Source organism: Bradyrhizobium elkanii USDA 76, assembly GCF_023278185.1.
Classification (GTDB): Bacteria; Pseudomonadota; Alphaproteobacteria; order Rhizobiales; family Xanthobacteraceae; genus Bradyrhizobium; species Bradyrhizobium elkanii.
Genome location: NZ_CP066356.1, coordinates 871,688 through 894,147 on the forward strand (window position 1 = coordinate 871,688; position 22,460 = coordinate 894,147).

Consider the following 22,460-nt stretch of genomic DNA (forward strand, 5'->3'; position numbering starts at 1 on the left):
CGAAGCATGTAGCAATTTTCCGTCACGCATCGTAACCTCGCATGCGGGTCTCAGCGGGGAGTGCGCCACATGACGACATTGGTGCTTGTGCACGTCATTATCAGCCTGATTGCAATCGTCGCCGGTGTACTCGTGATGTTCGGGCTGCTCGGCTCGCGCGCGATGCCGGGGCTGACCGCGATCTTCCTCGTGCTCACGATCCTGACCAGCGCCACCGGCTTCGTGATCCCGCCCTTGGTGACCGAGAAGCTGCTGCCGTCGCACATCATCGGCGGGCTTTCGCTGGTGCTGCTCGCGATCGCCTGCATTGCGCTCTATGCGATGCAGCTCAAGGGCGCCTGGCGTCCGATCTATGTCGTGACCGCGATGGTCTCGCTCTATCTCAACGTCTTCGTGCTGGTCATCCAGAGCTTCCTCAAGGTGCCGGCGTTGCAGGCGCTGGCGCCGGCCGTGCCGCCGAACCCGCCGTCCGGGCCGGTGTTTGCGGCGGTGCAGGGCATCGTGCTGGTGTTCTTCGCCGTGGTGATCATCGGCGCCTGGCGCCGGTTCAGGCCGGTCACGTTCGCCTGATCTGACGCGCGCGACATCATTTCGCGGCGACACGCGGCATAGAACACGATGCACGATCGTGCGGCGTCGGGCGCTCATGCCTGACGCGCCGAGAACCGATACATTTGGCAGAAGAGGAGCGATCAAATGCCCACCATCACCACCAAAGACGGCGTCGAGATCTTCTACAAGGATTGGGGCTCCGGGCAGCCGATCGTGTTCAGCCACGGCTGGCCGCTGTCGTCGGACGACTGGGACGCGCAGATGCTGTTCTTCGTGGGGCACGGCTTTCGCGTCGTCGCCCACGACCGCCGCGGCCACGGCCGCTCCGCCCAGGTCGCCGACGGTCATGACATGGATCACTACGCCGACGACCTCGCTTCCGTCACCGCGCATCTCGATCTGAAGAACGCCGTGCATGTCGGCCATTCCACCGGCGGCGGCGAGGTGGTGCACTACATCGCCCGCCACGGCGAGAGCCGGGTAGCGAAGGCGGCGATCCTGAGCGCGGTGCCGCCGTTGATGGTGCAGACCGCGAACAATCCCGGCGGCCTGCCGAAGTCGGTGTTCGACGGCCTGCAGGCCCAGCTCGCCGCCAACCGCTCGCAATTCTACCGCGACCTGCCGGCCGGGCCGTTCTACGGCTACAACCGGCCCGGCGCAAAACCGTCGGAAGCCGTGATCCAGAACTGGTGGCGGCAGGGCATGATGGGCGGCGCCAAGGCGCATTACGATGGCATCGTCGCGTTCTCGCAGACCGACTTCACCGAGGATCTGAAGAAGATCAACGTGCCGGTGCTGGTGATGCATGGCGACGACGACCAGATCGTGCCCTACGCCGACTCCGCGCCGCTCTCGGCCAAGCTCCTGAAGAACGGCACGCTGAAGACCTACAAGGGTTTTCCGCACGGCATGCCGACGACGGAGGCCGAGACGATCAACAAGGATCTTCTGGCGTTCATCAAGGGCTGAGGCGCGGGGCTGCATTCTCCGCCGCGCCGGTCTAACGCGTCCTCGGCGAATGAGGTTCGCTCTGGACGTCCACGAACTCGTCATGCCCGGGCTTGTCCCGGCCATGACGATATGTCGGAACTCCGTCGATCCAATATGCGGTTGCCGGGCGGCGAAGGTGCCGTTTGGGCGGAGCCGGTTCCTCCGGCTCGAATTCCATTGACCGTCTGGTACCTCCCGGGCCGCGAGGCGTTATAACCACCGTCATGTCGCCGCCCGCGCCGCTGAAACTGATCGCCCTCGACGCCGATGACCTCGCGGTCATCTCGGCCCATGTGCAGGACGCCCGCGTCCAGCCCTCCGACATCGTCTGGCGCCAGGACGAGAAGCGCCTCGTGGTCGGCCTGAACCGGCTGGACTGGGAGCAGACCCTGTCGGGCGGCACCTGCTCGCGCCGGCTGATCGCCGCATTGAGGTTCGACCGGGTGCTGGCATGCAAGTCGCGCAATATCGACCTGGAGGCCCCGGAAGCCACCCTGGAACTGCTCGGGATCGAGTTCTATGCCACCGACCCGCCGGGCGGCAGCGCGCTCCTGATGTTCGGCCATGGCGGGGCGCTGCGGCTCGATGTCGAGTGCCTGGAGTGCGAATTGACCGATCTCGGGGAAGACGACCTTGGGATGGCGCCGGGCTGATTGGGCGTGTCATTCCGGGTTCGGTCCTGCGGACCGCCCCGGAATGACATCCCCAAGGGTTGACGGCCATTATCCGTCGCGCCATTGAGCAGGGACCCGAATTCCTCCTAAGAAAGCCGTCATGCCCGTTCGCCTGGACCGACAGAGCGCCGATTTCGAGCAGCGATTCCGCGATTTCCTGGCGGCCAAGCGCGAGGCGTCGGCCGACGTCGAGCGCGCCACCCGCGCGATCGTCGACGACGTGGCGGCCCGCGGCGATGCGGCGCTGCTCGAGGCGACCAAAAAGTTCGACCGCCTCGAGATCGACGCGGCCGGCCTGCGCATTACCGCAGCCGAGATCGATGCCGCGGTCGCGGCCTGCGACCCCAAGACCGTCGAGGCCCTGCGGTTCGCGCGCGACCGGATCGAGACCTTCCACCGCCGCCAGTTGCCGAAGGACGAGCGCTTCACCGATGCCGCCGGCGTCGAGCTCGGCTGGCGCTGGAGCGCGGTCGATGCGGTCGGACTCTATGTGCCCGGCGGCACCGCGGCCTATCCGTCCTCGGTGCTGATGAACGCGGTGCCGGCCAAGGTCGCCGGCGTGCCGCGCGTGGTGATGGTGGTGCCGGCGCCGGACGGCAAGCTCAACCCGCTGGTGCTCGCGGCCGCTCATCTCGGCGGCGTCTCGGAAATCTACCGCGTCGGCGGCGCCCAGGCGGTGGCGGCGCTGGCCTACGGCACCGCAACGATCGCGCCGGTCGCCAAGATCGTCGGCCCCGGCAACGCCTATGTCGCCGCGGCAAAACGGCTGGTGTTCGGCAAGGTCGGCATCGACATGATCGCCGGTCCCTCCGAGGTGCTGGTCGTCGCCGACGACACCGGCAATGCCGACTGGATCGCGGCCGATCTCCTGGCGCAGGCCGAGCATGATGTCAGCGCGCAGTCGATCCTGATCACCGACAGTGCACGGCTCGCCGCCGACGTCGAGCGCGCGGTCGAGGCGCAGCTGGCGACCTTGCCGCGCGCCGAGATCGCCCGCACCTCGTGGAACGATTTCGGTGCCGTGATCAAGGTGGCAAAACTCGACGACGCGGTCGAGCTCGCCAATGCGATCGCGGCCGAGCATCTGGAGATCATGACCGCGGACGCCGAGGGCCTGTCGAACAAGGTCCGCAACGCCGGGGCGATCTTCCTCGGGGCCCATACGCCGGAGGCGATCGGCGATTATGTCGGCGGCTCCAACCATGTGCTGCCGACCGCGCGCTCGGCGCGGTTCTCGTCCGGCCTCGGGGTGCTTGACTTCATGAAGCGAACCTCGATCCTGCGGTGCGGGCCGGATCAGTTGCGTGCGCTCGGGCCCGCCGCGATGACGCTCGGCCAGGCCGAGGGTCTCGATGCCCATTCACGTTCCGTCGGATTGCGCCTCAACCTCTCATGAACAAGCCACCAGACGACGAGGATTCCAACAATCGCATCGTCGCGGTGACGCTCGACGAGGAATCGATCGGCCGTTCCGGGCCCGATATCGAGCATGAGCGCGCGATCGCGATCTACGATCTGATCGAGCAGAACCTGTTCGCGCCCGAGGGCGCTGCCGGGCCGGGGCCCTACACCCTGCATATCGCGATCACCGGCAACCGGCTGATGTTCGATATCCGCAAGGAGGACGGCGCGCCGGTGGTCGCGCATCTGCTGTCGCTGACCCCGTTCCGCCGCGTCGTGAAGGACTACTTCATGATCTGCGACAGCTACTATCAGGCGATCCGGACCGCGACGCCGGACAAGATCGAGGCGATCGACATGGGCCGCCGCGGCATCCATGACGAGGGCTCGCGCACGCTGCAGGAGCGGCTCAAGGGCAAGGTGCGCGTCGATTTCGAGACCGCGCGGCGGCTATTCACGCTGATCACCGTGCTGCACTGGAAGGGTGAAGGCGCATGATCGGTGAAGCGGTGATTGACGGGGGCGTACCCCGATCGAAAAAAGCCTGATCGCATGGAAGCGCCGCGCGCGCGCAACCCCCAGGCCGTGCTGTTCGCATGCGGCCTGAACAGCGTGCGGTCGCCGATGGCCGAAAGCCTGCTGCAGCAGATGTTTCCGCAAGGCCTCTATGTCCGCTCGGCCGGCGTCAAGAAGGGCGAGCTCGACCCGTTCGCCGTCTCGGTCATGGCCGAACTCGGCCAGGACATTTCCAGCCACAAGCCGCAAACCTTCGAGGAACTCGAGGACTGGGAGGGGCTGAACTTCGATCTCATCATCACGCTGTCGCCGGAGGCGCACCACAAGGCGCTGGATCTCACCCGCACGCTCGCCGCCGATGTCGAATACTGGCCGACGCAGGATCCGACCGGCACCAGCGGCAACCGCGAGCAGAAGCTGGCCGCCTATCGCGAGGTCTGCGATGGTCTTCTGCTGCGCATCCGCCGCCGCTTTGCCAAGGCTGGCGCGGCAAACCTGTGAGGCACGGCGAGGCGAGGGGACCGGCGTGTTCCGATTCGCAGAACCGCCGCTTGTCGCCAGACTGACAAACAGCTGTGCTTATGGGGCCTTGTCTCCAGGCGGGGGCGCGATTCGCGACCGGTTCCAAGGTTGTGCATCCATGCCCCATCCGATAGGTTCCGCCCGCGTCCGTCCCTCCGATTCAGCCCAAAAGCCCGCATGCTAGGCCGTCCCAAATTCGTTCTTGCTTCCGGTTCGCCGCGGCGGCTGGCCCTGCTCAACCAGGCCGGCATCGAGCCCGATGCGCTGCGCCCGGCCGATGTCGACGAGACCCCGCGGCGGGGCGAGTTGCCGCGCGCCTGCGCCAACCGCCTGGCGCGCGCCAAGGCCGACGCCGCGCTGAAATCGGTGCATCTTGACGACGACCTGCGCGGCTCCTTCATCATTGCCGCCGACACCGTGGTCGCGGTCGGCCGCCGCATCCTGCCCAAGGCCAATCTGGTCGACGAGGCCGCGCAGTGCCTGCGGCTGCTGTCGGGCCGCAATCACCGCGTCTACACCGCGATCTGCGTGGTCACGCCGCGCGAGGCATTCCGTCAGCGCCTGGTCGAGACGCGCGTGCGATTCAAGCGGCTCAGCGAGGACGACATCCAGGCCTATATCGGCTCCGGCGAATGGCGCGGCAAAGCCGGCGGCTACGCGGTGCAGGGCATTGCCGGATCGTTCGTGGTCAAGATGGTCGGCTCCTACACCAATGTGGTCGGCCTGCCGCTCTACGAGACCGTGACCTTGCTCGGCGGCGAGGGCTTTCCGATCCGCCACGGCTGGCTCAACTCCGTCGCGGTGTGAGGTATCCACTTTCGCGCGGCGACGGCCGTCGATAGCCGGATGCGATAGCTCCTCCCAACGCCACGCTGCCAAAATATCGAAAACAACCCCATGCAAAGGAGCCGGCGGCTGGCGGCGTTCGACAGGGCAACTTCGACACGGCAACTTGACGCGTCGGGCAACTCAGCGGCATTCTTCCATTATCCAGAAATCGCGGAGACGCCCCTCGCTCCGAGGCTATCGCCCTGTGCTTGCGGGCGAGGTCGCCGTCTCGAGCCACGAGGCCAGGCACCTGCGCGGCCGGCGAAGACCATGTGCGATTGCCCTGCCCGCAAGCAGAGAGGGAGCGCAGCGGAACATGCGGCAGATGATGTAAACTCCGGCCCAGCCATGACCGACCAAGCCCGAACGCCCAAGGCCACACCCTCTGCCACCCGGCGCGCCTGCCCGATCTGCGGCAAGCCCGTCGAGCAGGCCTTCCACCCGTTCTGTTCGGCGCGCTGCCGCGACGTCGACCTCAACCGCTGGCTGACCGGCCGCTATGTCGTTCCCGGCCGCGAGGACGACGAAGAGGACCCGGAATAGCCAAGATTTCCCAACAAGTTGGGGAAAGAGTGCCAGGCGGGCTCGCCGCGCCGAAGCCTTTGGCGAAGGCGGGTGGACACGACGCCCCGACCTCTCTATAAACCGCCCGCTCGCTCCGGCCTTTCGGCCCCGCGGGTATGCCCAGGTAGCTCAGTTGGTAGAGCATGCGACTGAAAATCGCAGTGTCGGTGGTTCGATCCCGCCCCTGGGCACCAAAACTACGCTTTTCCACGCTTGAGCACGCTCTTGTATGATAGTGTTCGCTGGACGATCGGCGCGAAGGGCGCTCGCGGATTTCCCTCCCTAAGGCTCGCAAAGTTTACGTACGTTCAAATCCAGTCCCCGCAACTAACGCCTCCCTCGACTCGCCGACGCACTTGGATTAAGCGTCGTGCATGTCAACCGAGTCCCTCAGGCTTTCCGTTCGCAGGGCATTCTTGATTTAAAGTCGGTCACGCTTGGCGATCTCGAGAAGATTGTCCAGCTCGGCGGGTTCGACGGTCTCGAGGATATAAGCACCGCATAGCTTCGCGGGCTGCCCTCGCATTGATGAGGAACAGCCGCGTCGCAAATGGCTCTGTAAAGGCGTGCGGAAGGCGCCGTGCTGCCGCCAACCATCATGCATAAGAACCCTGTCTCAGTGCCTCTTCCCACCCGGAATTGTGGTCAATTCTACCCAGCTCACATCACGCACCGTCACCTCACGCCCCGTGCGCTCAGCGATTCTCCGTGCCACCTCAAAAGCCCGATCTTCATCGGCAATTTCCAAAACGATGAACGAGCGCCTATTCGCCGAGACCCCAGCGCCGGTGAGTATCATGCGGGGCGTTCCTTCGCCTGAAGATCTCATTTTGTCACCGGACTTCCAATTGCTTGATCGCCTGAGCCGAAATCTCTGCGGGATCAGCGATGTCGGTCTGTGCGACCTTGATGATTGTCTTCGCGACCATTTCCGTGAGTGGGTCGTCACGATCCTTGACGGAGAGCGCATGCAGAGTGCGCTCGTAAGCGGTCACAATGCGGCTAATCTCCGTCGGCTTCATTTGCCGGATTTGCGTATGCAGATAGGTAGACATTTTTACCCTCCGAGCCCTTGTAGGTGGTCAAAGTCAATTTTCTTGCTCGCGGAAAACGATGAATTTCACAGTCATTGCCACGCCTTCCTTTGGTTCGCTAAGCACGATGACCGTCAGCTTAGCAACCGCCTTTTTGACTAAGCGAGTCCGCTTATGCTGAGCTAATTTCTTCAAGTCTCATCCATACCCTTGGTCGTAAGTGCGGGGAGCGCGTCCCGGATTTCGACGTAACCCATCTGGGTGAGCTTCTGAACGTCGGCCGGATCGAGCGGGCTGACGATGAAGCGCCTGGCCCTGATGTCCCGCAAGACCCAGCGAAGTCGGATAGCTTCATCCAGTGGCAAGCTCTTCAATTCACTCATGCAGCAGGTCATCCTTTTACGCTGCGCGAGCGGGTTGCTCAGGCTGCCGAAGCTTGTCCAGCAGCTGTTGCTCTTGGTTGATGCGCTCGCGAAAGCGCTCGCGCTCCTGTTCCGAGGTCGCGGTAGCGAGGAGATACTGGTAGTGGCCGATGATCTTCTCGCTGCCGCGAATTAGTGTCTCTTGAAGGTCGATCATAGGTGGTTTTCTCCCGATGTTGTGGCGGCCGGGATTGACCGGCACGTACCGATGGGGGGTACGTCAGACGCCACGCGTTCCACGGCCTCGAGCTCCTCGGCGAGGCGTCTTTCGATGAATTGACGCTCCAACTCGGAAAGCTGGGTTTTCAGAAGCCGCCGATAACGCCAGATGTTGTTACGGTGCGCTCGAAGTTGCTCGAGCCGTCTGTCGATCAATCTAGAGTGTCGTTTCTCCATCGGGCTGTATCTTGAGGTCCAGCGGGCTTCAATCCTGTCCACGACTTGCTTAGGCAGCTTGATGTCGGTCATGACACACTCCTATGCTGCAAGAGGACGCGCCGTCGAGCGTCGGCGCGCTGACTTTCTTCCCGACGGTCGGCGTGGATCGCCGTCCAGACCACGAAGTGAAGGCAGGATCACGTCGACGCGAAGGGAAGCTGAATGTCCCATCGGCGCGCGCGAGGTACGATGAGATGGAATGGCGGCGAGTTTGGAAGCCCGGCGCGCCAGAATGGCCCGCTTCTTGGCCATGATCAGTGGGGGGATCCGAGAATACATCCCGCGAACGTTCGAACCGTCGCTCGTTTGGGATCAATGACTTCAAAGCGTCCAGATTGGTATACGCGGTCGTCGGCCGCATGGTTGCCTCCGTTCTGAAGACGATATCGATGTGAAGGCTGCGTGCCGGATTTCCGGCACGCGGCTACGCCGGGTCAGGCCGCAGATTCGAGCCGTCGGGGCGCCTTCGTCGACGCTGCGTTAATCGCGATCCGCCGCGGCTTCATGGCCTCGGGAATCTCGCGCGCAAGCCCGACCTTGAGAAGCCCGTTGTCGAATGCAGCACCCTTTACCTGAACGTGATCGGCCAAGCTGAACTGCCGCTTGAACCTCCGGGTCGAGATCCCCTGGTAGAGGTATTCGCGCTCGTCCTTTTCGGGCTTGTTACCTTCGATCGTGAGGACGTTCTGCTCGGCCGTCACCGAAATCTCGTCAGGTGAGAAGCCTGCGACTGCAAGCGCAATCTGGTAGCGATCTTCGGCCACCCGTTCGATATTGTATGGGGGGTAGTTGTCGTCGCCGCCGGCCCGATTGGCCATCTCGGCAAGATCGAAAAGACGGTCGAAGCCGATCGTCGAGCGGAAGAGAGGGGAGAAGTCGTATGTGCGCATAGCCAAATCCTCCAGAGAGCAAGATGGATATGAACGGCACCGGGACACAACCGGCGCCCGTCTCGCCTGGGCCCGAATGGGCGCCCAGACACCGCCCCAAAGCGGGACTGGCGCGGCAAAAATTATGCAACAGAGTGACGGCGTCAAGAGTCGCTCTGAGAAAAATTTGCGACCTGCCTTCGACCCGGCCCGCCAATGGTGAACGAGCGGAAGCATCGCGGAGCCGCGCAGCAGCTCGGCACCGCGCTTTCTCCAGATTTGTTGCAATGCGGCACGTGGCGTCGGCAAGTTGTGGGCGTGGTGACCTACATGCCGGCAGTTCGTGCGACCTTTAGCAGCGAAGATCGGCCCTGCAGATGCTGTAAGTAAACGTGCCACCGGCAGCGACTAGCGGGCGTAGTGCTTTTCGACTCCAAGAACTGCGATTGCAACGCTTCGCGTGGCTCCCGGTGAGCGAGCGCGCCGACTATTATCCATCTGGTCCACTGGAAACAAAACCTCGCCATCTCCGTTTTAGTCAACGTCTGGACGGGTCTACCAGACGCTTACCGGGTGTTGACTTGGATATGCGACGTGTCGACATTCCTGGCGGGATTTCGCGCGACGTTGATGTCATCTTCGCTAGGTCGCATCGCGGTTCTCACGTCGCGTAGTCGAAAACCCTACGTTGAGTTTTATCTGCTTGATTTCTGTGTGGTTGATAGGAACAGAAAGGAGCGAGCATCATGCCTATCATCGCTGCGCTGCCCTCCCTATCCTCGAGGGACGGGCTCTCTCGGTACCTAACTGAGATTCGAAAATTCCCGCTTCTTGAAGCTTCCGAAGAGGTCGCTTACGCAAGGAGCTGGCGAGATCACGGTGATCGGCAGGCGGCATACCGCCTCGTGACAAGCCACCTGCGTCTGGCCGCAAAGATCGCAATAAGTTACCGCCATTACGGCCTGCCAATTGCCGACATCGTCTCAGAGGCCAATCTCGGTTTGATGCAAGCCGTCAAGCGCTTTGAGCCCGAGAGGGGTTTTCGGCTGGCCACTTATGCCATGTGGTGGATCAAGGCGTCCGTCCAGGAATACATCCTGAGATCGTGGTCGCTTGTGCGAATGGGCACCACGCCCGCGCAAAAAAAACTGTTCTTCAAGCTAAGGCAGCTTAAGACCAGAATTGCCGCTGCCGACGAAGGTGATTTGAGACCGGAGCACGTCAATTATATCTCCAAGCAGCTCAGGGTGAGCCCGCCTGACGTTATTGAAATGAATCGTCGGTTGCGCGGTGATCATTCGTTGAACGTTGCGATTGGCGATACGGAGGCATCAGAAGAATGGCAGGACCGCTTGATAGATCCTACCCCAGATCCGGAAAGTCGCCTCAGCGAGATCGATGACTATCATCGGCGCCAGGTCGCACTGACGGAAGCGCTCAACACCCTGTCAGCGCGCCAGCGGGCCATCGTCGAGGCGCGCCTGCTCGCCGATGAACCGAAGACTTTGGACGAACTGGCGCGGGAGCACGGCGTTTCACGCGAGCGGATCCGCCAGATCGAAGGGCGTGCCGTCGAGCTGATCAGGAGCGCGGTCCAGGCCCGCATCGCCGATACCCAAGCACGCTCGACAGCCGGGCTGAAGGGAAAGCCCTCGCTGCAACCCAAGTTTCCTCGCTACGCGAGATCTTGATAACTCTGCCCCACAAGCTCTCGGCGCTATTGGGAGACGCAAGCATGATTACCGAGGTCGTAATCGCTATCGCTTTTGCAAATTTATTCAGCGCGGCAGCGTGGGCGCCTTTAGTTCCTGGCTTCATCGTGTGAGCCAACCACAATTGGAGATCAATCTACTGGCGCGATCCATCAAGCCGCCGGTCGACAGGTTCAATCGCTTCTTCCGTAGTCCTCTCGGACAATTATGCCAGGCGGCGCGTTCGTGGGGATGGTATTGCAGGCGACGGAACCGTCTGGCTCTCCGCGATCGTGCGCGATGAGGGTCCGCACCTACACGGCTGATTGGCACTGCTCGGTGGCCATCGCGATGTCGCGGTGCGCACCGGGCATTGTGGCAGGGTTAGCCGATCGTCGGCTCTCCGTGCACGCAATCTGGCGAAACCTCGAAGGCCCGCGATGGATCAAGGCACGGTATTATGAGAGTGTCAATTCTCATTGTCGGTGATGTCGTGCTCCACCTCATCCAGGGCATCGAGTAGGAATATGAGATCGGCGGGAGCGGAAGTGGGTCCACCTTCGTTGTCGGTGGACCATTTGTCCGTTGCGGGCTGTCAGCTCCCCACGCCGCGAGCGACGGTAGGCTCAGGACGGCTGCGAGCAATCCCGTCAGCAGCGCACGGGTGGTACGGGGTGCGGCGGAACCGTTGCTTCGATGCTCCGTACGAGCGGAGCCAATGATTCGATCCAAGATCATCTAATCCTCCTATCGTTCGAAAACCTGCCAGTGCGATCGTTGCGAAAGCTCGACGCGAGCGCAGCTCCGCCTCGACGCAACACACCTGGAAACTGCATGCTCATCGTGAGATTCTTGCTCGTTATCTGCTACCTCCCTCCTACATTGGGCGAGCGGTGCCCGGGGCGCCACGCCCGGGCACCGACCTGGTCAGAAGTCCATCGATGGCGCGACCGGAGCCGGGTCCGCCTTCTTGGGCTTGTCGGCCACCAGCGCCTCGGTCGTGATCAGCAGCGAAGCAACCGAGGATGCGTCCTGGAGCGCGGTGCGTACGACCTTGGCGGGATCGATCACGCCGGCCTTGACCAGGTCCTGGTACTCGCCGGTCGCGGCATTGAAGCCCCAGTTGTAGTCGCTGTGCTCAAGGAGCTTGCCGACAACCAGGGAGCCATCCTCGCCCGCGTTCTGGACGATCTGCCGTGCCGGCACCTGGATCGCACGACGCACAATGTCGATGCCGGCCTTCTGGTCGGCGTTGGCCGTCTTGATGCCGTCGAGCGCTCTGAGCGCGCGCAGCAGGGCGACCCCGCCGCCAGGAAGAATGCCCTCCTCGACCGCGGCCCGGGTCGCATGAAGGGCGTCGTCGACCCGGTCCTTGCGCTCTTTGACCTCGACCTCGGTGGCACCACCGACGCGGATCACGGCGACGCCGCCGGCGAGCTTGGCCAGCCGCTCCTGCAGTTTCTCCCGATCATAGTCGGAGGTGGTGTCCTCGATCTGGATCTTGATCTGGGCGACGCGCGCCGCGATGTCCTTCTTGGCGCCGGCACCGTTGACGATCGTGGTGTTCTCCTTGTCGACCACCACCTTCTTGGCGCGGCCGAGCATGTTGAGGGTGACGTTCTCGAGCTTGATGCCGAGGTCTTCGGAGATCGCGGTGCCGCCGGTGAGGATCGCAATATCCTCCAGTATCGCCTTGCGGCGATCGCCGAAGCCCGGCGCCTTGACGGCAGCGACCTTCAGCCCACCGCGCAACCGATTCACAACCAGCGTCGCGAGCGCTTCGCCCTCGACGTCTTCCGCCACGATGAGGAGCGGCTTGCCGGATTGCACCACTGCTTCGAGCAGCGGCAGCATGGTCTGTAGTCCGGACAGCTTTTTCTCGTGGATCAGGATGTAGGGGTCTTCGAGCTCGACCCGCATCTTCTCGGTGTTGGTGACAAAGTAGGGCGAGACATAACCGCGATCGAACTGCATGCCCTCGACCACCTCGAGTTCGGTGTTGAGGTGCTTCGCTTCCTCAACCGTGATTACGCCTTCGTTGCCGACCTTCTGCATCGCGTCCGCAAGGAAGCGGCCGATCTCGGTGTCGCCATTGGCGGAGATGGTGCCGACCTGCGCGATCTCGTCGTTGGACGTGATTTTCTTCGCATGAATTTTCAGATCGGAGACAATTGTCTCCACCGCAAGGTCAATGCCGCGCTTGAGGTCCATCGGATTCATGCCAGCAGCCACCGATTTCGCGCCCTCCTTGACGATGGCCTGCGCCAGCACCGTCGCGGTGGTGGTACCGTCGCCGGCGAGGTCGTTGGTTTTCGATGCCACTTCGCGGACCATCTGGGCGCCCATGTTCTCGAATCTGTCTTCAAGCTCGATTTCTTTGGCGACGGTGACACCGTCCTTGGTGATACGCGGCGCGCCAAACGATTTCTCGATCACCACGTTGCGTCCCTTGGGACCGAGCGTGACCTTCACTGCGTTTGCCAGTGTGTCCACGCCGCGCAGCAGGCGGTCGCGGGCTTCGGTCGAAAATTTTACGTCCTTGGCAGCCATGATAGCGATCTCCTTTCTGTTCAATGACTGTCAGCCTACCAGCGGCCTTTAGGCCGCCTTCTTCAGCTTGCCGCTGTCTTCGACGACACCAAGAAGGTCGCTCTCCTTCATGATCAGGAGATCCTGGCCGTCGATCTTCACCTCCGTCCCCGACCATTTGCCGAACAGAACCCGATCCCCAGCCTTCACATCGAGCGGGATCAACTGTCCCTGTTCATTCCGCGCTCCGGGACCGGCGGCGATGATTTCGCCTTCCTGCGGCTTCTCCTTTGCGGTGTCGGGAATGATGATGCCGCCGGCGGTTTTTTCCTCGGCATCAAGGCGGCGCACGAGCACACGATCGTGCAGCGGACGGAAATGCATGCACATCCTCCTTTGCAATCTAGCGATGTCACTTGACCGGGGGCCGGATCCCAGCCCCGGCGGAAAATCCAATTAGGATCGCAGAAGGACCATTCAAGAGGTTGACCAAAACTTTTTGACGATCCGGGTTCGTCGTTTGCCGGGCATCTCGTTGAACCCTGTTTTGCGCTTCCCTGACGACCGCTATTTTCCGAACCGCGAAAACGTTGGCTTTCAATGAACCACTCGCACGACCCATTTGCCATCTGGCGTCAACGAAAGGGCCGATGGACTGTCCCACTGGCCGCCCTGGTCATGAGTACCCCTGTGGCCAACATCTCCGTGAAGGTGAATCCTGCGAGGCAAGCCGCTCTATCGTGAGCCGCGGTCCACCAGTTCGGAAGCGATAGATTCGAAGATCAGGCGCTTCTTGAAAGATCGAGCAGCTCATCTAAATCAATTGCCGCCAAGGCCCTATTGCAGGGAACGGCACGCCAAATGCCGCGAGGATCTGGCGTTTCGGCATAACCGCGTTGCTTGCAGGAGAATGTGGCTATGAAGCTTTATCATCTTCCGTCTGCACCCCACTGTGGTGCGATCATCGAACGAAGCTTCAACCGACTTGTTCGCTGGTTCGCCGGCCCATTCAGAAATTGGCGCACCAGGCTCTCGGCTTGGAGAAACAGGACTTGAACTGGAGGGCGAACCATGCGTGGCTTTTACGTAGCGTTTGCCTTGTCGATGCTGGTGGTCAGCACAAGCCAGGTCTCCGGAATGGAGCGGGAGCCGCCTCGAGCGTCAGTTCAGCGCCACTCCGGACTTCCGCGCTGAAGAGCTCATTCCCGATATCTGCAAGGGATGCTCTTCCTGAGCCGGCGATGGAATTGGATGACTCGCGTGGCAACCGCTAGGATGCCATCGCGCGGATAGATGCCGCACGACGTGTTCGGCCGCCCGACATAACGCGCGCGAGCGCGTCATCGTCAATCGCGCAGCCTATTCACGATTCTTGTTTGGTAAGGAGGATCCGATGAAAGGAAAAGCAGCTCTGACGGCCCTTGCGGCTTTGGCTTTCACGTCGAGCGCAGTGGCCATGCCGAATGGTCTGCCGCGAGCGCAGCAGACCTCTAACGTTGAGCCCAATGTTGAGCAAGTTCGCTGGATCTGCAACCCGTGGGGACGATGCTGGTGGCGCCCGAACTTGTATGGCGCATACGCCTACTATCCGCCGCCGCCGCGCTTCTACGTGGCCCCGCCGTGGTGGCATCGCCGCTGGCATTGGCATCATTGGTGGTGAGGACGAGGACAGCGGGGCCGCCCCGAGGGCCCCGTTCGTTCATTCAGCTCGAAAGACGCCATTGATGGACGGATTGCCCGCACCAACTCTTCGGTTAGGTGAGGCACGACGCGCTTCGTCTCGCCATAGCTCGTAGGAGCTGACGCCTCGCTCGTTTGGTGCACTACCGGAGCTGTGAACCCCGAGGGGGCGCCGCGCCCCCTTGCGATGCAATCGATCCACGCATGACTTTCCACAGAGACGGCAAGTAGAGATGGGATGGCACACGGCGCGTCTGCAAGAGATGGCAAGGGACTTGAAACGTCAAAGGTCGCTTCTAAGTTGGCTCGGCACAAACAAGTAATTGCTCGCCTGCGGTCACCGCGTTTGCGATCATGACCGAGCAAAATGCCCGCCCGCCGCATTCGAGGACGGTGTCATTAGCGGCCATCGCGCCGCGCTGCCGCTGGAAGAAAAGCGGAGACCAACGAATGTGAATTAGGCAACTCAACACCTACCGCGGAGGCGGAGATGCCGGCCAACGCCCGATCTACATTTCCAGCTGATGCTCAAGCCGTCATATACAGGGTGGCGCGTTCAGTCATGACTTCAGCGCCAAGGCGGAAAGAGGAATGGAAACTTAAGTTTGAGCGTCGCACGCCGCTAAGCATCGAGCCATTGATGGGTTGGACGGAGGACGAGGATCCGCTCGCCCAACTCGAGCTCTCATTTCCCTCAGCAGAGGCGGCGATCGCCTACGCTCGCGGACAAGAGTTGCAGTACCTGCTTCTGGATCGTCCAGCACGTGACCAAGACCCCGGGCTAGTCTCGCCTCATGGCGTACCTGCGGGCCCAGCAGCGCCGGATCTGCGACGGACGTCTGAAACGCTTATGAGGGCAGCTCCGCGAACCATTACTCGCCGTATGATGCCCTTTCCGAGGATTTCGGTTTCGGTGATCTCAAGAGGCTTGCAATCGAACACTGCTTGGACGTCGAGCGCGAACCGGTGTTCAGGACTTCCGTCATCAGGGCGTCTTCATCCGAGACGAGGCTGGGCGTCAGAGGGGCGTCATGCAGGATGCGTCACCCGCTGACTCTGACGAATCCGAACACAGAGTTGCCGGGCGTACCCGTGCGGCGCTGGCACGGCAGCCGTGCCGTTGCGATTGATGACCTGACAGCCAGACACTCTGTTGCCGCGACAAGCTCTCCAGGCTAACTCCCTTCCGAGAAACCTTGAAATACCCGAGTTTGCTCCTATCGTCTTTTGTGAGCAAGCTTCACATTGCTGACGGATCTTCGGTCGGAGGCAATTGACTATGGACACGAAACGGGGATCGAGCTTTGCAGGTGCCGGAGATCTTGTGGCGCACGCTGAGGCGGCTCGCCGGTACCTTGCCGAGCTGAGCGCAGCTTGTGCGAACGGTGACAAGAGCGCGGCCCGCAGGGCACTGCGCCAAGCAATCAGTGAACTCGAACTCGCTCGCGCGATGTTGCGGATTGGAATCGACTGACCTGGACTACGGATGTCGGGCATTTCGCCAGAGATCTCGTCATGACGGTACAGCTTCACGATCTACTCACTGAGGCACTTGAAAGCATCAAGTCGGGCGGTTTGATCCGCAGATACAGCCTGGTTTGGGCCGGCCGTAGCGAGGCGCCACGCATCATCGTGTGGAAATCCGCCGACGTTGCAGACGAGGCGTTGCGTCGTACGATGATGAGATCACTGGCCGGCCTCGCGGCTGAGTCGCAGATTGTCATCGAAAAGGATTGAGGACTGCGGAGCGCCCTGTCCACGGTAGACCACGACCATGCTCTGGAATCAGTTCATCGGAATCACGATGCTGCTCTATGCGCTGACGAATCCGGTCGGTGCAATTCCAATCTTTCTGGCGATCACGCGGCAAGCCGGAAGCGCAAATATCCATCGTATCATCGTTTTGGCCGGCACGGCGGTCGCGGTTTTCTTCGTGGGGGCCGCCGTGCTCGGCAAGGAAATCCTGGGCTTTTTCAACGTCGGTCTCAACGACTTCCGTATCGCGGGTGGGATGCTCGCGCTGGTCATCGCGCTCGAGATGTTTCAGGCCCGGTATGGGAAATTCATACAATTACCCAGCGGAGTGGACAGCAGTGAGGTGGATATTCATGGAATGGCGATAACGCCGTTTGCATTCCCGTTACTGGTCGGCCCAGCCGAAGTGAGCATCATCATCACCCTCTCCAATGATAATCCTGGCTGGCTATCGAAGGCGCTGCTTGCCGCGGCGTCGCTCAGTGCAACATTCCTGATCGGGGTGACCCTCTGGACGGCGGCGGCGATTGAGCGGTTCCTGGGAAAGACCGGAATTAACGTCATAACCCGCATCATGGCGCTCATCGTAGCGGCGATAGGCGTGAACTTCATAATGACGGGCCTTCGGAGCGAATTGCCCGGACTGGCGGGCTGAGCTTCTGCCGCGGCAGCTGCCGGCAGGGGCTCCGAGCCCAGCCGGTGCCGCTCCCGGGGGGAGGCTCAGCTCCCGCTGCCAGTGACCTAGCCGGGATGGCACCGTTCTCTGGTCGTCCCGACCCTTCACCTGGATCAAGGAATTTATACCTCTCGAACAAAGTACAACGTGCCTCCATTCCTGTTTGGTACCCGAGGGACCAATGCCCGCACTGAGTGGGCTCATCGTGGATCGCTCGTCGTGCGCTTGATGGGCAAATTGACCGAACTCGGTTCCGGTGCGGGCCGGAATATCCGGGCCAAACCAACCCAAAATTTTTGCAGCCACCCTTGAAACTGAATGCCGCTTTTCTAATTGGATTTTTGCCGCTTTCGGGCGGTGCCGGGCGCCAGGTTGGGCTCGGCAGAGCGAACAGGGCGCCGGACCGGTGTCTTGCACCGTGTGTCTTGCGCTCCTTCGTATCCATCTTGCTCTCAGGAGGACTTGGCTATGAGGACATACGATTTCACCCCCCTGTGGCGTTCGAGCATCGGGTTCGACCGCCTCTTCGATCTTCTCGACGAAACCCAGCATCGGTCCGAAGACAATTACCCGCCTTACAACATCGAGCGGCTCGGCGAGGACCGTTACCAGATCTCGGTGGCACTGGCCGGCTTCAGTCAGGATGAGATTTCCGTGACGGCCGAGCAGAACGTACTGACAGTAGAGGGGCGCAAGGGCGAGAAGGACCAGCACGAATTCCTCTATCGGGGCATCTCGGCGCGTCCCTTTAAACGGCAGTTCAACCTCGCCGATTACGTCCAAGTAAAGACGGCGATGTTCGACGATGGTCTGCTGCGGATCGAACTCGTGCGCGAAATCCCCGAGGCCATGAAGCCGCGGCGCATCGCCATCGAAAGCGACGCTCCTGCCGCGCAACTCACGCAGAAGGCGGCCTGAGCCCGCTTCATGTTGGGTCAAATCACGCACGGACGATAGCCGCCCGTGCGCTGACCAGCTGCATGTCAAGTTAAGGAGGATATCATGGGTATTCGCGATCTTGTTCCCTGGACGAAAGGTCAAGAACTCTCAACCAGACGCGAGGGATTTGATCCATTTCTTACGCTCCACCGCGAGATGAACCGCCTGTTCGATGACGCCTTCCGCGGCTTTGGCTCTTTGGGTCGCGTCAACACTCCGCTGATGGAAGGCCAGTTCAGCTGGCCGCGCCTGGAACTGAGCGAGACTGACAAGGAGGTCTCGGTTTCTGCCGAACTCCCGGGCCTCAGCGAAAAGGATGTCCAGGTTGAAATCGTCAATGGCGTCCTTTCGATCCGCGGTGAAAGGAAAGCTGAACACAGCGACGATTCCAAGTTCGTCAGCGAGCGATATTACGGATCCTTCGAGCGTCAGATTTCGCTTGATGGCGTCGAAGAAGACAAGGCGAAAGCCGAATTCAAGAACGGCGTCCTCACCGTCACGCTACCGAAGTCCGAGCAATCGAGATCGAGCGTCAAGCGTATTGCGATCAATAGCAACTGACATCTGAGGTCGGCGGCGCGTAAACGTCGCCGACCTCATCCTAAACCCGCATCAACCCGTCTCTGGACGAAAGGAGAAATAGGAGACACGACATGAGCCAGGTCAATCGCAATGCCAACATCATTGATCCCCTTTTCCATCCGGTATCTCACTACAATTCACCCGGAGATGTATTGCACGACGCGCGGCTTTCGACAGACGAGAAGCGCGTACCGCCGCGCGCGATCAATGGACCCTCGCTTCTGAGGGGCATTGCGTTTGCGCTTCCTGCGACTCCCGAATGGATCGACGTCGAGCTTGGCGCCCGCTTGTTCCAGGCATTTGATCGCGCTGCCGATCGCCTATTTCGCGGCGCGGAGGGCGGGAGATTCGGTTGCGCGGGTGCGGGCACTCGAGAACATCCGTAATTTCCTAACCAGCTCGGCGCGGACGCTGGTTGCGCACCGATGCTTCCCTTCGCTTGCGACACTCTGGCTCACGGCAAGGCGGCGGACATCTTATCGGGCGCGCCGGTCCACGGGAGCGGGCTCAGGTGGCCCTCGATCGCCCCGAGTTCAATTCGGCACGGCGGCTGCCGTCAATGTGAAGACGATCGACGCCTTCGCGCAACTGATGAATGCGAAGCTGGGATGCGGGCGACGCCACCACCGCAGAGGCTATATCCGCGCGATGATCGACGCAGTCGAGGTCGGCAACCAGGCCGTCTGGATCATCGGCGACAAGGACATCCTCCAAGCCGCCATTGCCGGCAAGAACGGAAATCTTCGTGGTTTTGTATGCCCTTCCTTAGAGAGGGGTGACAGTTCATTCCGGAGACATGGGTTACACAATGGGGCCTTTTGCGGGGAGCGCAGAATGCCCTGGAAGGCGTGTAAACCCATGGACGAACGACTGAAGTTCATTGCCAGGCTGCTGGACGGGGAGCAGAAAGGCAGCATCATCGTGCTCGAATACACTGATGAAGATGCCGCCATGAGGGCCGCCCGGAAGATCGCACGAGAGACGGGGCGCGCCGTCCCTGTCCGCAGTGAGGATATGCGCGTGATCGGTTCGATATCGCCGCCGATGACCCATTGGAGCAAGGTATGTCTCCGGGAGTTCTCCATGGGTGAACGGAGTTCCGGTCAAACCCTTGCTGGCCAGACGAATTCTACAGGAACGCATCCATGGCGGCCCCTGTTATCCCGGTATCACCGACAACGACAACCGGGCGCCGGTGGCCGAGAGACCCATTTGCGCTCCCGCCTTTCACGGACTGGGAGCGTGTCATGTGCGAAAAATGCGTCGAACTTGACGGCAAGATTGCGCATTTAAAAGCGCTGTCCCCGAATGTAACCGATGAGCTGACCTTAGCGGGGATGGCCCTTCTGACCAAACATTACGAAGATCAGAAGCGCGAATTGCATCCCGAACAGAAGTAAGGCCGCCTCAGTTGGCGGAAAATGGGAAGAATGGGCCGACATCCCAGTTTCGGGAGTTCGAGCAATCGGTTGCTAGAAACGAACCCGCGAGAGTTTCGTTGTAGGGACATCACCGGCACGAAGTCTTTGGGCGCTGGTGGCTGAGCGACGCGATGCGCTCCCGCCTCTAACGGAACGGGAGAGCCAACCATGATCCGTTATTTCTTCGACATCCGAGACGATGGACATCTCTACCCTGACGAAGAGGGCCTGGATTTGAATGATCTGCGAGACGCCAAGATGGAGGCAGCACACACAATGGCCGACATCGCGCGAGACGCGGGGCGCTCTGGCGACGACCATGACGTGACAATCGAAGTTCGAACAGGCAAGGGGCTGCTGTTTCAGGCCGCCTTCGTGTTCCACGGATTGAAGCAGTAAGGCTGCCTCAATCGCGGCCAGTTCGAAAAGGGCTGAACCTTTTCTCGTCCCAGCCGGACGGATCAATATCCGGGATTTTGTTGGTTCCCTCTCGGTTGCAAGGCCGCGCCGCCTGTAAGATTTTCAAACGGGCGACGTTGCTTTGCTCAAACCCCTCAGTTGTTGTCCGTGACTTTGCTCTTACCTTCGCAGGTCTTGCGTTTGACCGGGAGTTCGGACCGCATGTTCCACTTCATGTGTTTCAATTGTGGGCCTATCGCTGCCAGCCGGTTCGGCGTATGCTTTGTACATCACCGCTCTGCCCGTGGCTTCTATCGGTGATGAGAACGCCGATCGCGCTTTCGCCCCACGCACGGTCAAATGATCAGTTTGCCTCAAATCTCGGTATTTTTTTCCTGCCAGAGCTGTGGCGCCACATATAACGCCTCACAAGATCACGACAATCGAAGCGGGCAGTTTCACTGCGTTCATTGCTCTAGATTGGTGCGCCAATGGTCGAGCCCTTATAGTTATTCGGATTGGCAATCATTCCGTGTGCCCGCCGGGTCGTCATGATGGCTCACTGCATCCGCTGCGATGACACGTGTTGGGTCTGTGAAACATGAGGACCAGCCTGGCCGGGCGCAATGAGGGGTGCATTGGATGAGGATCGAATAGTCGCTTTTCGGCCGTGATTGGGAGGAGATGCCAAAGCGTCTGCTGAGCCGCTTGAAGCTTACGCGGCTCTCTGGAAGAGAGCGACGAGAGGCTCGCCAACCGAGGCGACCCTAAACTGGAACCGGCCCACCGCCGAGCGGGCGCCAGATGACGGCCGTTCCGCTGGGTGGTACAAACTCGGAGGTATGGTGCCACATTTGGCTTCGTTAGGAACGACCTTTCAGGCAAGACGCTGGGAGCAAATAGCGTGGCATCGTGGTCCCGGCCAAAGCTAGAGCATCGAGAGCACGACGATCCCGTCTTCAAGCTGCCCCAAGGCAAGGCGCGCCCGCGCCATCTGCTCCAGTTCTGTCCGGTACTTTTAAGGTAACTAAGGGCTTGCTTGTCCGTTTGAAACGTCGTTGTGAGCCGGCACGTCTGTCGAGTTGCGCCGAGCGCAAGTGAGAACGTTATTGTTCCGTCGCCGAGTGACTTGGCTCTACGCACGATCTGCATGCCCCGGCTTGGCCAGGCTTGGTCCTCGACACAATCATCGACCGCTGCCGAACTTGACTATCGCGGCAACTTCCTGGTGCGCTTCTTTGGCGGAAGCGCCGGCAATTGTGCCAGACGCGTTGCAGCGGCGGCGTCCCTGGTCTCGCGGAGCTCTCGAAGTCGCGCCATGTTTTTGCGAACCTCGATGGCCTGCCTTCCGACATCCACCATCGCGCGCGCTCCTTCTTCAGCGGCCAATCGCTTTCGGTTGGCACGCGCGATGCTTTCCGGTGATAATTCTGCCGGCTTCCTGACGCTCATGTTCACCACCGCTCAACAGGCAAAACCCGCTCAATCCGGAGATCGAGCGGGCAGCATGGTCGTTTCAGTACATCCGTGAAACGACACGACGAAGCTCACGCCAGCGAGAGGCTCTCGGCGCTGACCTTGCCCCGCATCTTGTCGGTCTTGACCTCGTAGTGGACCTTTTGGCCCTCGGCGAGACCCGAAAGACCGGCTCGTTCGACCGCGCTGATGTGAACGAACACATCGCTGCTGCCGTCTTCCGGCTGGATAAACCCGAAGCCCTTTTGGCTATTGAACCACTTAACAGTACCTGTCGTCATCTTGATCTCCAAAGCGCACGAGCGCGTACCGCGTGACAGTCACGCGATAATTTCAACTTCGTCGATGTCTTTGGAAAAGGAGCCCGCGGGCGCGTTCAACAAGGCACAGCGGCTAATCGAATAGTGTCCATATACACACTAAGTGCAGGACTTACAAGGGAGAGGGCTGATTGGTTTCAGTTCGGGGCCTCGGCTGCTGATCGAGAGCTTCGAACGGGCCC

At 61.0% G+C, this 22,460-nt stretch carries 27 protein-coding genes, 1 tRNA gene and 2 pseudogenes; 20 read left to right on the forward strand and 10 right to left on the reverse strand.

The window, feature by feature from the left end:
* Window positions 1-69: 69 nt before the first annotated feature.
* From JEY66_RS04055 to JEY66_RS04095, 9 genes are all read left to right on the forward strand, one after another.
* Window positions 70-570, forward strand: a complete 501-nt coding sequence (locus JEY66_RS04055; RefSeq protein WP_038376924.1) for a hypothetical protein — start codon at window positions 70-72, stop codon at window positions 568-570.
* A 126-nt stretch (window positions 571-696) separates the two neighbouring features.
* A complete protein-coding gene (locus JEY66_RS04060; protein ID WP_018269045.1) occupies window positions 697-1,521 on the forward strand; it encodes an alpha/beta fold hydrolase in 825 nt (274 codons plus the stop codon).
* Between the two features lie 245 nt (window positions 1,522-1,766).
* Window positions 1,767-2,195, forward strand: coding sequence for a DUF2948 family protein (locus JEY66_RS04065; protein WP_016842465.1), 429 nt, complete (start codon window positions 1,767-1,769; stop codon window positions 2,193-2,195).
* Between the two features lie 121 nt (window positions 2,196-2,316).
* Complete coding sequence (gene hisD / locus JEY66_RS04070; RefSeq protein ID WP_018269044.1) at window positions 2,317-3,612, forward strand: histidinol dehydrogenase; 1,296 nt, start codon at window positions 2,317-2,319, stop codon at window positions 3,610-3,612.
* Window positions 3,609-4,115, forward strand: a complete 507-nt coding sequence (locus JEY66_RS04075; protein ID WP_016841326.1) for a UPF0262 family protein — start codon at window positions 3,609-3,611, stop codon at window positions 4,113-4,115. The genes hisD and JEY66_RS04075 overlap by 4 nt, the downstream gene beginning before the upstream one ends.
* A gap of 54 nt (window positions 4,116-4,169) precedes the next feature.
* On the forward strand, window positions 4,170-4,634 hold the full coding sequence (locus tag JEY66_RS04080) for an arsenate-mycothiol transferase ArsC (protein WP_016841325.1): 465 nt from the start codon (window positions 4,170-4,172) through the stop codon (window positions 4,632-4,634).
* Between the two features lie 198 nt (window positions 4,635-4,832).
* A complete protein-coding gene (locus tag JEY66_RS04085) occupies window positions 4,833-5,462 on the forward strand; it encodes a Maf-like protein (RefSeq protein ID WP_018269043.1) in 630 nt (209 codons plus the stop codon).
* Window positions 5,463-5,831: 369 nt separating this feature from the next.
* Window positions 5,832-6,026, forward strand: a complete 195-nt coding sequence (gene yacG, locus JEY66_RS04090; protein WP_016841323.1) for a DNA gyrase inhibitor YacG — start codon at window positions 5,832-5,834, stop codon at window positions 6,024-6,026.
* A 139-nt stretch (window positions 6,027-6,165) separates the two neighbouring features.
* Window positions 6,166-6,241, forward strand: a tRNA-Phe gene (locus JEY66_RS04095).
* A 639-nt stretch (window positions 6,242-6,880) separates the two neighbouring features.
* Here JEY66_RS04095 and JEY66_RS04100 read toward each other — a convergent pair.
* The 6 genes from JEY66_RS04100 to JEY66_RS04125 form a co-directional block, all read right to left on the reverse strand.
* Window positions 6,881-7,102, reverse strand: coding sequence for a hypothetical protein (locus JEY66_RS04100; protein WP_016845482.1), 222 nt, complete (start codon window positions 7,100-7,102; stop codon window positions 6,881-6,883).
* 33 nt (window positions 7,103-7,135) lie between these two features.
* Complete coding sequence (locus tag JEY66_RS04105) at window positions 7,136-7,276, reverse strand: hypothetical protein (RefSeq protein ID WP_157183403.1); 141 nt, start codon at window positions 7,274-7,276, stop codon at window positions 7,136-7,138.
* Window positions 7,273-7,464, reverse strand: a complete 192-nt coding sequence (locus tag JEY66_RS04110) for a hypothetical protein (protein ID WP_018269042.1) — start codon at window positions 7,462-7,464, stop codon at window positions 7,273-7,275. The genes JEY66_RS04105 and JEY66_RS04110 overlap by 4 nt, the downstream gene beginning before the upstream one ends.
* Window positions 7,465-7,480: 16 nt before the next feature.
* A complete protein-coding gene (locus JEY66_RS04115; RefSeq protein ID WP_018269041.1) occupies window positions 7,481-7,660 on the reverse strand; it encodes a hypothetical protein in 180 nt (59 codons plus the stop codon).
* Complete coding sequence (locus JEY66_RS04120) at window positions 7,657-7,971, reverse strand: hypothetical protein (RefSeq protein WP_041482610.1); 315 nt, start codon at window positions 7,969-7,971, stop codon at window positions 7,657-7,659. The genes JEY66_RS04115 and JEY66_RS04120 overlap by 4 nt, the downstream gene beginning before the upstream one ends.
* Window positions 7,972-8,375: 404 nt before the next feature.
* A complete protein-coding gene (locus tag JEY66_RS04125; protein WP_018269039.1) occupies window positions 8,376-8,831 on the reverse strand; it encodes an Hsp20 family protein in 456 nt (151 codons plus the stop codon).
* 725 nt (window positions 8,832-9,556) lie between these two features.
* On the opposite strand from JEY66_RS04125, the gene rpoH reads away from it, so the two are divergent.
* Window positions 9,557-10,501: an RNA polymerase sigma factor RpoH gene (rpoH, locus tag JEY66_RS04130; RefSeq protein ID WP_018269038.1), complete on the forward strand. Its 945-nt coding sequence runs from the start codon at window positions 9,557-9,559 to the stop codon at window positions 10,499-10,501.
* A gap of 927 nt (window positions 10,502-11,428) precedes the next feature.
* On the opposite strand, the gene groL is transcribed toward rpoH, so the two are convergent.
* A complete protein-coding gene (gene groL, locus JEY66_RS04135; RefSeq protein ID WP_018269037.1) occupies window positions 11,429-13,051 on the reverse strand; it encodes a chaperonin GroEL in 1,623 nt (540 codons plus the stop codon).
* Between the two features lie 48 nt (window positions 13,052-13,099).
* Window positions 13,100-13,414 carry a co-chaperone GroES gene (groES, locus tag JEY66_RS04140; protein WP_016844152.1) on the reverse strand — a complete coding sequence of 105 codons (315 nt, stop codon included), beginning with the start codon at window positions 13,412-13,414 and terminating at the stop codon, window positions 13,100-13,102.
* A gap of 1,009 nt (window positions 13,415-14,423) precedes the next feature.
* On the opposite strand from groES, the gene JEY66_RS04145 reads away from it, so the two are divergent.
* From JEY66_RS04145 to JEY66_RS04185, 9 genes and pseudogenes are all read left to right on the forward strand, one after another.
* Window positions 14,424-14,690: a hypothetical protein gene (locus tag JEY66_RS04145; RefSeq protein WP_075968947.1), complete on the forward strand. Its 267-nt coding sequence runs from the start codon at window positions 14,424-14,426 to the stop codon at window positions 14,688-14,690.
* A 510-nt stretch (window positions 14,691-15,200) separates the two neighbouring features.
* Complete coding sequence (locus JEY66_RS04150) at window positions 15,201-15,764, forward strand: NADH dehydrogenase ubiquinone Fe-S protein 4 (protein WP_075968948.1); 564 nt, start codon at window positions 15,201-15,203, stop codon at window positions 15,762-15,764.
* Between the two features lie 461 nt (window positions 15,765-16,225).
* Window positions 16,226-16,447: a hypothetical protein gene (locus tag JEY66_RS04155; protein ID WP_016844154.1), complete on the forward strand. Its 222-nt coding sequence runs from the start codon at window positions 16,226-16,228 to the stop codon at window positions 16,445-16,447.
* A 37-nt stretch (window positions 16,448-16,484) separates the two neighbouring features.
* The gene (locus tag JEY66_RS04160) at window positions 16,485-17,120 is read left to right on the forward strand and encodes a MarC family protein (RefSeq protein WP_016844155.1); all 636 of its coding nucleotides are present in this window, start codon (window positions 16,485-16,487) and stop codon (window positions 17,118-17,120) included.
* A 489-nt stretch (window positions 17,121-17,609) separates the two neighbouring features.
* Window positions 17,610-18,059, forward strand: coding sequence for an Hsp20 family protein (locus tag JEY66_RS04165; protein WP_016844156.1), 450 nt, complete (start codon window positions 17,610-17,612; stop codon window positions 18,057-18,059).
* Window positions 18,060-18,143: 84 nt separating this feature from the next.
* Window positions 18,144-18,641, forward strand: coding sequence for an Hsp20/alpha crystallin family protein (locus JEY66_RS04170; protein ID WP_026191922.1), 498 nt, complete (start codon window positions 18,144-18,146; stop codon window positions 18,639-18,641).
* A 272-nt stretch (window positions 18,642-18,913) separates the two neighbouring features.
* Window positions 18,914-19,094: pseudogene (locus tag JEY66_RS45345) on the forward strand (ABC transporter transmembrane domain-containing protein); the annotation flags it as partial.
* A gap of 129 nt (window positions 19,095-19,223) precedes the next feature.
* Complete coding sequence (locus JEY66_RS04180; RefSeq protein WP_018269035.1) at window positions 19,224-19,955, forward strand: hypothetical protein; 732 nt, start codon at window positions 19,224-19,226, stop codon at window positions 19,953-19,955.
* 296 nt (window positions 19,956-20,251) lie between these two features.
* Window positions 20,252-20,482 carry a DUF6894 family protein gene (locus JEY66_RS04185; protein WP_018269033.1) on the forward strand — a complete coding sequence of 77 codons (231 nt, stop codon included), beginning with the start codon at window positions 20,252-20,254 and terminating at the stop codon, window positions 20,480-20,482.
* Window positions 20,483-21,410: 928 nt separating this feature from the next.
* On the opposite strand, the pseudogene JEY66_RS04190 reads toward JEY66_RS04185, so the two are convergent.
* Window positions 21,411-21,634 (reverse strand): annotated as a pseudogene (locus JEY66_RS04190) (hypothetical protein).
* A gap of 166 nt (window positions 21,635-21,800) precedes the next feature.
* Here JEY66_RS04190 and JEY66_RS04200 point away from each other — a divergent pair.
* Entirely contained in the window at window positions 21,801-22,013 is a 213-nt protein-coding gene (locus JEY66_RS04200; protein WP_157183402.1) for a hypothetical protein, read from the forward strand.
* Window positions 22,014-22,029: 16 nt separating this feature from the next.
* Here the strand turns inward: JEY66_RS04200 and JEY66_RS04205 are convergent, their stop codons facing one another.
* Window positions 22,030-22,239, reverse strand: a complete 210-nt coding sequence (locus tag JEY66_RS04205) for a cold-shock protein (RefSeq protein WP_026191921.1) — start codon at window positions 22,237-22,239, stop codon at window positions 22,030-22,032.
* Between the last annotated feature and the right edge of the window lie 221 nt (window positions 22,240-22,460).